The sequence below is a fragment of the Aquabacter albus genome, from assembly GCF_040049275.1.
In the GTDB taxonomy this organism is placed as follows: domain Bacteria; phylum Pseudomonadota; class Alphaproteobacteria; order Rhizobiales; family Xanthobacteraceae; genus Aquabacter.
Genome location: NZ_JBDZDT010000008.1, coordinates 221,766 through 232,837 on the forward strand (window position 1 = coordinate 221,766; position 11,072 = coordinate 232,837).

Sequence of the window (11,072 nt, forward strand, 5' to 3'; positions counted from 1 at the left end):
GTGAAGCCTGCCAAAGCAGAAGGACGCTGCCTCCATGCCCCTGCACCGAGCATTCAAGGCCATCTTGTCCCTCACCATGGCCAGCCTCCCCTTGTGCCAAGCCGCACTCGCAGCGGACCCGTCCACGTCCGACGCCGTGACGACGCAGCGCGCCCAGGCACTGATCGCCGAAGTGGACGCCTACGCGACCCGCGGAATGAAGGCGTTCGATGTTCCCGGCCTCGCCATCGGCATCGTTGCGGGCGACAAGCTCGTCTATGCGAAGGGCTTTGGCGTGCGCAGCAAAAGCAGTGGCCAGCCCGTGGATGCGCAGACCATCTTCCAGGTCGGCTCAACGACGAAGGCGTTTCTGGCGACCAGCCTCGCCATCATGGCCGACCGGGGCAAGCTCAATTGGGACGACCGCGTCGCCGATCTTTATCCGGCGTTCCAGATGAAGGATCCATGGGTGACGCGGGAGTTCCGTGTCTTCGACCTGCTGGCCCAGCGCACCGGTATGCCGCCCCTGGCCAACGACATGCTCGCCATGACCGGCTTCGATGAGGCGGCGCTGCTCGCCTCGCTCCGCCATGTGGAGCCCGTGTCGAGCTTTCGCACCCGTTTTGCCTACACCAACGTCACGCACCTCTTGGCCAGCCGCATAGTGGCGCAGGCCGCCGGAGCGCCGGATTGGAGCGTGGTGCTCCAGAAGGAGCTGCTGGACCCGCTCGGCATGAAGGCGTCCACCACCACGTTCGAAGCGATCGAAAGCGCGCCCAATCATGCCAGCGGCCACCGCTGGACGCCTTCGGGCACCGTCGAGGTCCCGCTGACCCCGATCTTTCCCTACAATCTCGCCGGGGCCGGCAACATCAACTCCAATATCGAAGATATGGCCCGCTGGCTGCGATTGCAGCTCGGGCGCGGGACGTTTGAAGGCCGCCGCATCGTCTCGCCGGAGAACCTCGCCGTCACCCGGATGCCGAAGGTGGCACTGACCGATGCGCTGTCCTATGCGATGGGCTGGTACGTCTTTCAGACCGCCAATGGCAGCATCATCTGGCATGATGGCGATGCGCTGAGCTACAGCTCATTCGTCGGCTTCGCGCCCGACAGGAATGCCGGCGTCATCATCCTCACCAACGAAACCAATGTGGGCTTCCCGTCGGCGCTCGGCGTGTGGATGCTGGACCAGATCCTGGGAAATCCCAAGGTCGACAACGTGATGCTCAAGCTCCCGGAAGAGACGGCCCAATTCGTGGCCAGCGCCAACGCATTTGCCAGGCCCGCAAACCCGCGCCCGCCACCATCCCTTGCCCCTCTCACCGGCACGTTCGTGAATGCGAGCATGGGCGAGGCGACAGTGGAAAAGGACGGAGATGCGCTGATCCTGGAACTGGCGACCGGCGCGAAATTCAGGTTGGCGCCCTGGGACGGCGACGTCTTTGCCGCCGAACTCGTGCCGGCCGGCCGGTTCGGCCCGATCGCCGATCTGCACTACATGACGAGGGGATTTGCACAGTTTCAGATGGATGGCGACGGCAAGCTCAATGTCCTTCAGCTTACGGTCGCAGATCAACCATATGCGTTCAGGCGCAAGTGAGCGGCTGCGATCACGTCCTGGCCGCGGCGTCATGAACCGTTTGGGGCAGCACAAACGGCCCTGAGGGAACCGCGTTTACCCGGGTTCGGACATCGAATGCTTCGGACAGCGTGGTATCCGTGAGCACCTCTTCCGGCGTGCCCTGAAAGAGCAGCCTGCCGTGCTTCAGCACCACGAGATGGTCGGCCGCCATGGCCGCGAGATTGAGGTCGTGAAGCACGGCGAACACGCCGCCCCCACGCCGTACATGATCGCGGGCGATGCGCAGGACGAGGAGCTGGTGCGCGAGGTCGAGGCTTGCGGTCGGCTCGTCCAGCAGAAGGAAGCGGGGCGCATCGCCCGCGCCTGTCTCCAGCTGCGCCAGCACGCGGGCGAGGTGGGTGCGCTGGCGCTCGCCGCCCGAGAGGGAATCGAACCGCCGGGCGGCGAAGCCCGACAGGTCCACGCGTTCGAGCAGACCCTCGATAAGCGGCAGCGCCGCCTTGCCGCCCATCAGGCCGAGCCCGACCACCTCCGCCACGGAGAAGGGGAAGGCGACGTCCGTCTGTTGCGGCAGCACGGCGCGCCGGCGCGCCAGCACCGCCGGCGGCAGGGTCTTCAGCGGCGCGCCATCCAGAAGCACCGTGCCCTCATCGGGCGCCATCTCGCCTGCGAGCACCTTGAGAAGGGTGGACTTTCCCGCTCCGTTCGGCCCCACCACCACGATGACCTGTCCAGGCGCCAGGGTGATGCTGACATGGGACAGGAGCGCCTTGCCGGCACGCCGGACAGTGATATCGCGGACTTCGTACATGTCTCACCCGAGCGCCGTGCGACGCTGCATCAGCAGCCAGAGGAAGAAGGGCGCGCCCACCAGTGCGGTCACGACGCCGAGCGGCAACTCGGCGGGCGCCGCAAGAAGGCGCGCCGCGATGTCCGCTGCCAGCAGCACCGCGGCGCCGAGCAAGGAGGAGGCGGGCAGCAGGATGCGGTGTCCCGGCCCCAATGACAGCCGGACGAGGTGCGGCACCACGAGCCCGACGAAGCCGATGACCCCGCACGCCGCCACCGACGCGCCCACGCCACCGGCCACCGCTATGATTGCCGCCCGTTTCAGGCGCTCCACCCGGATGCCCAGGTGAAATGCCTCCGCCTCCCCCAGGGCCAGGGCATCGAGCCCTCTGGCGAGCACCGGGCCGGCGGCAAGCATGGCGAGGACGAACGGGGCAGCAAGCCCCGCCTTCAGCCATGTGGCGCCGCCGAGGCTGCCCATGGTCCAGAACAGGAATTCCCGCGACTGCTGCTCCGTCGCCATGAAGATCAGGACCCCGGTCCCGGCGCTCGCCAGGGCGCCGATCGCGAGGCCCGCAAACAGGAGGGTCGCGATGGACGTGTATCCTTCCCGCATGGCGAGACGGCCGATGAGCAGCGTGGTGACGAGCCCTCCTGCAAACGCGGTGAAGGCGAGCGTCATGGCTTGAAGAAACGGCGGCAAGGCGAGCGAGAGGCTGCCCCCGAGCACGATGAAGCCGACCGCTGCGAAGGCCGCGCCAGGCGCGACACCGATAAGCCCGGGATCGGCGAGGGGATTGCGAAACACGCCCTGCATGATGGCTCCGGCGACCGCCGTGCCTGCGCCCACCAGGGCGCCGAGCACCGCGCGCGGCAGGCGCACATCCAGCACCACCACGCGCTCACGCACCCCGTAGCCATTGCCGGAGGGCACGCCGGCGAGGGCATCGAGGATGACCTGGAAGACCCGCTGCGGCGCGATACTCACCGGGCCAAGGCAAAGGGCCGCCAGGAACATGGCGAGCGCCAGAAGCGCGATGACTGCAAGGCCGGAAAGGGGCGAGAGGCGGGCGCCGCTGCCGCCTGCGTGGGACGGAGCGCGCATCAGTTCGGTTCCGAGGCGAAGGCGCGCGGCGGCAGCGGAGGCATCTGGGCTCCGGGCCGCAAGGCCAGCGCCAGATCACGCACGGCCCGCGGGGTGCGCGGCCCGAAGCTAAGCAGGTAGGAGCCGGGCAGGACGATGAGGCGCTTGTCCTGCGCCGCTGCCGTACCCCTGAACGCCGGGAGCGAGAAGAGAAGGTCCGCCGTCAGCGCCTGCCCGCCCCCGCTCATGACCACGAGGGCCCTGGGGTCGGCGGTGAAGGCGGCTTCGTCCACGGCCGGCTTGTATCCCTTGATGGAGGCCATGGGGTTCTCGGCCCCGGCGAGGGCCAGCATCGCATCGGCGGTCGTGTCGCTGCCTCCGACCACCGCCGTTCCGGACGCTGCGGAGAGGACGAACACAGCACGGGGCCGCTCCTGCAGGTTCGCGACACCGGCCTTCACCGCTTCGAAGTCCTCGCGGACCGCCACTGCCAGCCGCCGGCCGGCCTCTTCCTCTCCCACGGCCTTAGCCACGGCCTCGATCTTCCGGATCACCCCATCAGGCGTGCGGGCGTCGGGAATGATCACCACGGGCACCGAGGCGTTCTCCAGCACATCCAGCGTCGCGCGCGGGCCGGAGCCTTCTATGGCGAGGATGAGAGAGGGTCCCGTGGAGAGGACCCCCTCCGGCGCGAGGGTGCGGGAATAGCCCACATTGGGCAATGCGCGAGCTGCCGCCGGGTAGACGCTGGTCTGATCCACGGCGATCACACGGCCCCCAAGGCCCATGGCAAACAGGATTTCGGTGACGGAACCGCCGATGGAAACGATCCGGCTGGTGTCGGCGACGCTCACGCTGCGCCCCGCGGCGTCAACCACTGTGCGCGCAGGGCGTTCCTGCGCCAATACTGATGATGAAAGACCCAGAACTATCGTAAGAATGCACCTAGAAAGCCAATAGATCATGATTCTGTGATTCGCATCCCTGATCGTGGGTCGCATATCCATGTATTTTAGCATTCCGATTCACCGACTTTGGAATTTTTACAATAAAAACCCCGCGCCAATCGGCTGATTAAACTGAGGATTCAATGTCACTCATTGGAGTTCAATGCAAGATTAGAGCTAATCAACTTGACCTGATGTGTGGCCACAGCCTAGGCCGTAAGGGAACGGCGCCCCAATCGCGCTGGGCCCAGCCAGGCCTTTTGCTGGCGTTAGCCGGGCAATTCAATTCTTTGGAGGCTTGGAATGACACGCGTTCCGGCGAAGGGTGGCGTGCGCCCGCGATTCCGCCCTGTTCTGCTATCCGGCGTGGCAGGCGCCGCGCTTCTTGCCGGGCTTGTCACGACGGCCGAGGCCCAGACCATGCCCGGCGCTGCCGCGCCGCCCGCCCAAACGGATGAAATCTCGCTGGATTCCATCACGGTCGTCTCCACCCTCACGGGGATCAAGACTGTCGACACCCTGGGCGCCGTCAGCGTGCTGCGCCCGGAGGATTTCCAGCTGCTCATGGCAGATCAGACGTCCGACCTCTTCCTCGGAATGTCGGGCGTCACCGCGATCCAGAACGGCAACAGCCAGCAGACGTCCATCAACATCCGTGGCCTTCAGGACTTCGGCCGCGTGGCGGTGTTCGTGGACGGGGCCCGTCAGAATTTCACGCAGCTCGGGCATGCCAACGCCGCCGGCTCGTTCTTCCTGGAGCCGGCATTGCTTGCCGGCGTGGATGTGTTCCGTGGCCCGGCGTCCAACATCTACGGTTCCGGCGCCATCGGCGGCGTGGTCACCTTCCGCACCAAGGACGTCGATGACATCCTGAAGCCCGGACAGACCTGGGGGGTCGAGGGCACCGGCGAGATCGGCAGCAACGGCCCCATGGGCTTCGGCTCAGCCTTCGGCGCGGCACACATCGGCCAGAATGTGGACCTCTTCTGGGGCGGCACCTATCGCAAGGCGAGCGACTATGTGGACGGCAATGGCGATGACGTGCCCGGCACCGCCTACGACACCTGGACGGGCATCGCCAAGGCCACGTTCCGGCCGGCGGATTTCCACGAGATCAAGCTGACGGGGCTGAACTACAATTCAACCTACACGACGAGCAACGACGTCCCGACGCCGACCCTCACCCAGTACGGCACGCAGGTGATCAATCAGACGCTCACGGCCAGCTACAATTACGACAACCCCGGCGACAATCTCTTCAGCTGGCGCAGCAACGTCTACTGGAACCGCGTGCAGCAAGACCAGGTGAAGGTCGCGGGAACGCCGAGCACCATTACGGGCGCCATAGGCAATCCCCGCACCTTCACCATCGACACCACCGGCTTTGATGCAAACAACACCTCGCGCTTCGATGTTGGGGGCGTGCGCAACGCGGTGACGCTCGGCGGCGAGTATTTCCACGACGATGTGAGCAACATCGACAATTACGGCTTCGGCGACGGCTATAATCCCAGCGGCGAGCGCAATGTGGGGGGCGCGTTCGTTCAGTGGCAGGGCAATTATTCCTCCTGGCTCGAAGCCATCGCCGCCGTACGCTATGACAGCTACTCGCTGAACGGCGAGGGCACCTCCAACAGCGACAGCCGCGTCTCGCCCAAGGCCACCGTGGGCATCACGCCCTTCTCCTGGTTCACGGTCTATGCCACTTATGCGGAGGCGTTCCGCGCGCCGACCGTGACCGAGACCCTGGTGTCGGGCGCCCACCCGCCGGCCATTCCCATCGTCACCTGCCCGGATGGCAGCTTCGGCACGTTCTGCTTCATGCCCAATCCGGACCTTGCGCCGGAGGTGGGCAAGAACAAGGAAATCGGCGTCAACATCAAATATGACGACCTGTTCGTGAAGGGGGACAAGATCCGCCTCAAGGCCAATGTCTACCGCAACGACGTCTCCGACTATATCGAGCTGGTGCAGTATGGCCGCACCCGGTTCGGCACCACGGCCTATGCGCAGTATCAGAACATCTCATCCGCCAAGCTCACCGGCTTCGAGCTGGAGAGCATGTATGACACCGGGCTGTGGTTCGTCGGCGTGAACGGCACCATCACCAACGGCGAGAACACGTCGAACGGGCAGCCCCTTTCCTCGGTGATGCCGGACAATATCGCCACCACCCTCGGCGTACGGCTCTGGGACAACAAGCTGACCGCCTCGGTCCGCTGGGTCGCCGTGGCGGCCATGGAGGACCTGCCGGTGGGCGCCGTCTATGACCCCACCCCCGCCTTCAACCTGGTCAGCCTCTATCTCGGTTACGCGCCGAGCGAGAACGCGCTCGCCTCGTTCTCCGTCGAGAACCTGCTGAACGAGCAGTACACGCAGTACCAGCAGTTCCTGCCGAGCGCCGGCATCACCTTCAAGGGCTCGCTCACCATCAAGTTCGGCGACGGATACCTCTCGGCACTCTCGCCCACCACCCTTGCTGCCAAGTGAGCCGGGAAAGCCACCTCTCTCAGGAAAGAGAACGCCCATGTACATCGCAATGAACCGCTTCAAGGTGAAGCTGGATTCGCAGGCCGAGTTCGAGCGCGTCTGGCGCGAGCGCGACAGCTACCTTTCGAGGGTTCCGGGCTTCGTGGCGTTCAACCTGCTGAAGGGGCCGCTTCGAGACGATCACATTCTCTATTCGTCTCACACGCACTGGCAGACCAAAACCGCATTCGAGGACTGGACGAAATCGGACGCGTTCCGCGACGCTCACCGCAATGCCGGCACGAACAAGGTGAATTATATCGGGCCACCAGAGTTCGAAGGTTTTGAATCTGTGCTGTCCCTGACAGCTTCCTAAGCGGATGCCGGAGGGGGCAAGGTTTTCGCCCCATTCGCACATTTCGTCTCCCGTATCTCATCCAGCGCCTGTATCTTTTGGGTGCCCATCGCCGATATGAAGCACTTCGCGGTGCGGAAGGCATTTTAACCATGGCGGACGAACGGGACAAAAGATGAGGCGATAGAGATCGTCGTCAAATGGCCGTTGCAAATATGGACAAGTTTGTCTCGCCCCGGCTTAGGAATATATTGGGGCTTCCCCACACAGTCTGGAGCGTACAATGGCCGATCTCGTCATAATTGCATACGATTCCGAACAGAAGGCGGAGGCGGCACGGCAGGAGCTTCTCAAGCTCCAGCGGGAATACCTGATCGAGCTGGGTGATGCCGTCATCGCCGTGCGGCAGGAGGACGGCACGATCAAGCTGCACCAGATGATCAACACGACGCTCGCCGGCGCGGCGTCCGGCAGCCTCTGGGGTGGCCTCGTCGGGCTCTTGTTCCTCAATCCGCTGATCGGCATGGCGGTGGGCGCCGGCGCCGGCGCGATCGCGGGCAAGTTCACGGATACGGGCATCAATGATGACTTCATCAGAGATGCGAGCTCGGCGCTCGGCAACGGGCAGGCGGCGTTGTGCGTCCTCATTCGCAAGGTGACCGCGGACAAGGTGGTCGCCGACATGGCGCAGTTCGGCGGCACCGTGCTTCGCACCAACCTTTCCAACGAGCAGGAAGAGAAGCTCCAGGCTGCGCTCAGGGGCGCTTGAGTTCGCTGGTCTCGGCCAACGCCCCGGCCGCATAGGCCGGGGCCCAATGTTCCGACATCCGAACCCGTCCAGCCGCCGATCAATCGTTGACGGGCAGCGGAGCCTCCCGGTTCACGAGACCTGCCTCGCGCAGCTCGCGCCAGAAATCGGCGGGCACCTTTTCCTCCAGGGCGGCTCGGTCCTCCGCGATGCGGCTCGGTTGGCTGGCCCCCGGGATCACGGCCGCAACCGCCGGATTGGCGAGCGAAAACTGAAGTCCCGCCGCCTTCATGCTAATGCCGTGGCGGTCGGCGATGGCCTTGATGCGCGCCACCTTGGCGAGGATGGCGGGTGTGGCCGGCGCGTATTCGAAATTCGGGCCGCCGACGAGCGCCCCGGAACTGTAGGGGCCGCCCACGACGATGCCGAGGCCCCGTTCCGCCACCATGGGCATCACGCGCTGAAGCGCGCGGTCATGGTCGAGCAGGGTGTAGCGGCCCGCGAGGAGGAAGCCGTCCGGACGGGGCTCTTCGAGGCCGAGCAGCAATTCAATGGGCTCGACGCGGTTGACGCCGAGGCCCCAGGCTTTGATCACGCCCTCGTCGCGCAAGCGATCGAGAGCCTTGAAGGCGCCCTTGCGCGCGCTCTCGAACATGGCCAGCCATTCGTCACCGTAGAAATCCTGTGCCACGTCGTGGACCCAGGCGATCTCGATATGGTCTGTCCCGAGGCGCTTCAGGCTGTCCTCGATGGAGCGGAGCGTCGCGTCCGCCGAATAGTCATTCACGATCTTGTTCGGGCGGCCGTGCTTGAAGACATCGCCCTTCTCGCCGAGATCGCGGGCGCTCACATCCTCGACCTCATCGAGAATGACGCGGCCGACCTTGGTGCTGATGACGTACTCTTCGCGCGGCTTGCCGGCGAGCGCCTCGCCCATGCGAATTTCCGCGAGGCCCGCGCCGTAGAAGGGCGCGTTGTCGAAATAGCGGATGCCGTCGTTCCAGGCGGCCTCCACGGTCGCGCGGGCCTCCGCCTCGGGAATGTCGCGGAACATATTGCCGAGCGGCGCGGCGCCGAAGCCGAGCTTGCCCGGGAGAATATTCTTGAGTGCCATTGTCCTGTCCTCTGTTCCGGGTTTGCGAAGCGGCGCAGTGCGCGCGCCCCATCGGCTTACGCTGCGATCGAGCGGTTCAGCGCCCCCACGAGCCTGGCCGCCAGCGGATGATCCGACCGCGGGTTCTGGCCGGTGATCAACTCGCGATCCTCGATCACGTTCGGCTCGAAATCGACCGTGGTGGTGCTCACATCGCCGCCGGCGACCTTAAGTGCATCGACCATGTTGAAATAGAGCTTGGCGTGGAGGATGTGATCCTCGACGACCTTCTCTTCAGTGTTGGAGAACACGGTCATCTTGTACCCGGCATACTGCCATCCCCTGGCCCATTCGACCGCCTTTTCGGCAGCGCCGGCGATCATGGCCGAACGGAACTCGCGCACGTGCGGCATCGCCGAGACGACCGCGATCGGGCCATGGCAGAGCAGCGCCGTGGGCTTCGCCCGATCATGGAAGTGGCGCAGGATCTCGCCCATGTCTGCGTCCTGCATCAGGTCCACCACAGGGGCCTGCCCGCCGGGCACGAACACGCCGGCATAGGCGTCCAGCCCCTCCTCGATCACGGCGCGCAGCGTACGCACTTCGTTCATCGAGGGATCCTCGGCGAAGAACGCCTTGGCGCGGCGGTAGGCCGCCTCGTCCTCAAAATGCTGGGCTGAATCCGACGCCGCGTCGATATGCGGCTTGGTGCCGTTCGGGGTGGCGAGCACCACCTCATAGCCCGCCTGGATCACCGCCATGGCGGGCACGACAGTCTCATTGAGGTATTGACCGGTCGCGCCCCAGCCACCGCCCTGGATCTCGATCCGGGTGGCATTCGAACCAATCACGAGAACCTTTCCCTTGCTCATGTGAGCCTCCGTTGGAAGGGATTGTCCCCTTCGGACAGGCTCACCATGCGCCCACGCGATATATTCCTGAAATTTATTATTTTTATTTTAGATATTCATCTAACATTATAACTCATGCGGTACGATCTCAATCTCCTGCCGGTCTTCATCACACTGATGGAGGAACGCAACGTGTCCCGCGCCGCCGAGCGGCTGGGGATCACCCAGCCCGCTCTTTCGAACGCGCTGGCCCGCCTTCGGGTCGTGATGCGCGATCCCCTTTTCATCCGGGAGCGCTACGGCATCCAGCCGACGCCGCTCGCCCAGGAACTGGCGCCGGTGATCGCCGAGGCGCTGGCGAAGATCGACGAGGTGGTCCTCCGCCAGCAGGATTTCGATCCGGCTCAGGCCGAGCGGCTGGTGACCATCGCGCCCAACAGCTACGTCGAGTTCGCGCTGGTGCCGGCACTCGTCGCCAAGCTTCGCGCGGTGGCCCCGGGAATCAAGCTTCGCCTCGTCCCCTTCGGCAGCGATCTCGCGGAGACGGGTGTCATCTCCGGCACGACTGCCATGGTGCTGGGCCGCATCATCGATGCGCCTGATAACCTCGTCGTGCAGCACCTCATGGATGACGGGCTCACCTGTGTCGTGCGCGCCGGCCATCCGCAGGTATCGGGCGCGATGACGCGCGCGCAATATGAGAGCCTCAAGCATGTGAACGTGCTGCCGCCCGGCCGGCTGCGCGTCGGCCTCTTCCAGGCGCTGGAGCGGCAAGGGCTCCGGCGGGAGGTCGCCGTCTCGGTGACGCATTTCCTCGCGGTTCCGGAGATGGTCGCCGTTACGGATTTTTGCGCGACGCTGCCACGCCTCATCTGTCGCCGCCTCGCCCATGACACGCGCTTGCAAATCGTGCCGGCGCCCGTCGACCTCGGCACTTTTCCGGTGGAGATGGCCTGGCACGTCCGCTATCGCCACGATCCGGCCCATCGCTGGCTCCGCTCCCTGATCGGGGAGGTCGCGCGCGAGGTGGCGGGCGACGGGGCGCCGTGAGGGTCGGTTTTCAATCAGCGCTGCTGCGCGCCAGAATGGGCATTAACTCGGCCGCAAAAGGCGGACATTTGCAGGGTGAGGAAGCGGGACTTGGCTTCGATGACACGAGCCGCCCCCTTTAG

At 65.0% G+C, this 11,072-nt stretch carries 10 protein-coding genes; 5 read left to right on the forward strand and 5 right to left on the reverse strand.

Annotation, left to right across the window (positions count from 1 at the left end):
- Positions 1–34 precede the first annotated feature (34 nt).
- Positions 35–1,582, forward strand: coding sequence for a serine hydrolase (locus ABLE91_RS21250; protein WP_348934076.1), 1,548 nt, complete (start codon positions 35–37; stop codon positions 1,580–1,582).
- A gap of 10 nt (positions 1,583–1,592) precedes the next feature.
- Here the strand turns inward: ABLE91_RS21250 and ABLE91_RS21255 are convergent, their stop codons facing one another.
- Genes ABLE91_RS21255 through ABLE91_RS21265 form a run of 3 tightly spaced genes read right to left on the reverse strand, consistent with a single transcriptional unit; the run spans position 1,593 to position 4,291 of the window.
- Positions 1,593–2,375: a heme ABC transporter ATP-binding protein gene (locus ABLE91_RS21255; protein ID WP_348934078.1), complete on the reverse strand. Its 783-nt coding sequence runs from the start codon at positions 2,373–2,375 to the stop codon at positions 1,593–1,595.
- 3 nt (positions 2,376–2,378) lie between these two features.
- On the reverse strand, positions 2,379–3,458 hold the full coding sequence (locus ABLE91_RS21260) for a FecCD family ABC transporter permease (protein ID WP_348934080.1): 1,080 nt from the start codon (positions 3,456–3,458) through the stop codon (positions 2,379–2,381).
- Positions 3,458–4,291 carry a heme/hemin ABC transporter substrate-binding protein gene (locus tag ABLE91_RS21265; protein ID WP_348934082.1) on the reverse strand — a complete coding sequence of 278 codons (834 nt, stop codon included), beginning with the start codon at positions 4,289–4,291 and terminating at the stop codon, positions 3,458–3,460. The genes ABLE91_RS21260 and ABLE91_RS21265 overlap by 1 nt, the downstream gene beginning before the upstream one ends.
- 396 nt (positions 4,292–4,687) lie before the next feature.
- Here ABLE91_RS21265 and ABLE91_RS21270 point away from each other — a divergent pair, with 396 nt between their 5' ends.
- From ABLE91_RS21270 to ABLE91_RS21280, 3 genes are all read left to right on the forward strand, one after another.
- On the forward strand, positions 4,688–6,874 hold the full coding sequence (locus tag ABLE91_RS21270) for a TonB-dependent hemoglobin/transferrin/lactoferrin family receptor (RefSeq protein WP_348934084.1): 2,187 nt from the start codon (positions 4,688–4,690) through the stop codon (positions 6,872–6,874).
- 37 nt (positions 6,875–6,911) lie between these two features.
- Positions 6,912–7,229 carry a heme-degrading protein HmuQ gene (gene hmuQ / locus ABLE91_RS21275; protein WP_348934085.1) on the forward strand — a complete coding sequence of 106 codons (318 nt, stop codon included), beginning with the start codon at positions 6,912–6,914 and terminating at the stop codon, positions 7,227–7,229.
- Positions 7,230–7,491: 262 nt separating this feature from the next.
- Positions 7,492–7,977 carry a DUF1269 domain-containing protein gene (locus tag ABLE91_RS21280; protein ID WP_348934087.1) on the forward strand — a complete coding sequence of 162 codons (486 nt, stop codon included), beginning with the start codon at positions 7,492–7,494 and terminating at the stop codon, positions 7,975–7,977.
- 79 nt (positions 7,978–8,056) lie between these two features.
- Here the strand turns inward: ABLE91_RS21280 and ABLE91_RS21285 are convergent, their stop codons facing one another.
- Together ABLE91_RS21285 and ABLE91_RS21290 are read right to left on the reverse strand one after the other, a co-directional pair.
- On the reverse strand, positions 8,057–9,070 hold the full coding sequence (locus tag ABLE91_RS21285; RefSeq protein WP_348934088.1) for an aldo/keto reductase: 1,014 nt from the start codon (positions 9,068–9,070) through the stop codon (positions 8,057–8,059).
- Positions 9,071–9,126: 56 nt separating this feature from the next.
- The gene (locus ABLE91_RS21290) at positions 9,127–9,921 is read right to left on the reverse strand and encodes a type 1 glutamine amidotransferase domain-containing protein (protein ID WP_348934090.1); all 795 of its coding nucleotides are present in this window, start codon (positions 9,919–9,921) and stop codon (positions 9,127–9,129) included.
- Between the two features lie 114 nt (positions 9,922–10,035).
- Here ABLE91_RS21290 and ABLE91_RS21295 point away from each other — a divergent pair, with 114 nt between their 5' ends.
- Complete coding sequence (locus ABLE91_RS21295) at positions 10,036–10,950, forward strand: LysR family transcriptional regulator (RefSeq protein WP_348934092.1); 915 nt, start codon at positions 10,036–10,038, stop codon at positions 10,948–10,950.
- Positions 10,951–11,072 lie beyond the last annotated feature (122 nt).

What these genes read in the sequence shown, in the direction of transcription:
- ABLE91_RS21250 (WP_348934076.1), top strand. Translation starts at nt 35, where the DNA reads ATGCCCCTGCACCGAGCATTCAAGGCCATCTTGTCCCTCACCATGGCC.
- ABLE91_RS21285 (WP_348934088.1), bottom strand. Translation starts at nt 9,070, where the DNA reads ATGGCACTCAAGAATATTCTCCCGGGCAAGCTCGGCTTCGGCGCCGCG.
- ABLE91_RS21290 (WP_348934090.1), bottom strand. Translation starts at nt 9,921, where the DNA reads ATGAGCAAGGGAAAGGTTCTCGTGATTGGTTCGAATGCCACCCGGATC.
- ABLE91_RS21295 (WP_348934092.1), top strand. Translation starts at nt 10,036, where the DNA reads ATGCGGTACGATCTCAATCTCCTGCCGGTCTTCATCACACTGATGGAG.
- ABLE91_RS21260 (WP_348934080.1), bottom strand. Translation starts at nt 3,458, where the DNA reads ATGCGCGCTCCGTCCCACGCAGGCGGCAGCGGCGCCCGCCTCTCGCCC.
- ABLE91_RS21270 (WP_348934084.1), top strand. Translation starts at nt 4,688, where the DNA reads ATGACACGCGTTCCGGCGAAGGGTGGCGTGCGCCCGCGATTCCGCCCT.
- hmuQ (WP_348934085.1), top strand. Translation starts at nt 6,912, where the DNA reads ATGTACATCGCAATGAACCGCTTCAAGGTGAAGCTGGATTCGCAGGCC.
- ABLE91_RS21255 (WP_348934078.1), bottom strand. Translation starts at nt 2,375, where the DNA reads ATGTACGAAGTCCGCGATATCACTGTCCGGCGTGCCGGCAAGGCGCTC.
- ABLE91_RS21280 (WP_348934087.1), top strand. Translation starts at nt 7,492, where the DNA reads ATGGCCGATCTCGTCATAATTGCATACGATTCCGAACAGAAGGCGGAG.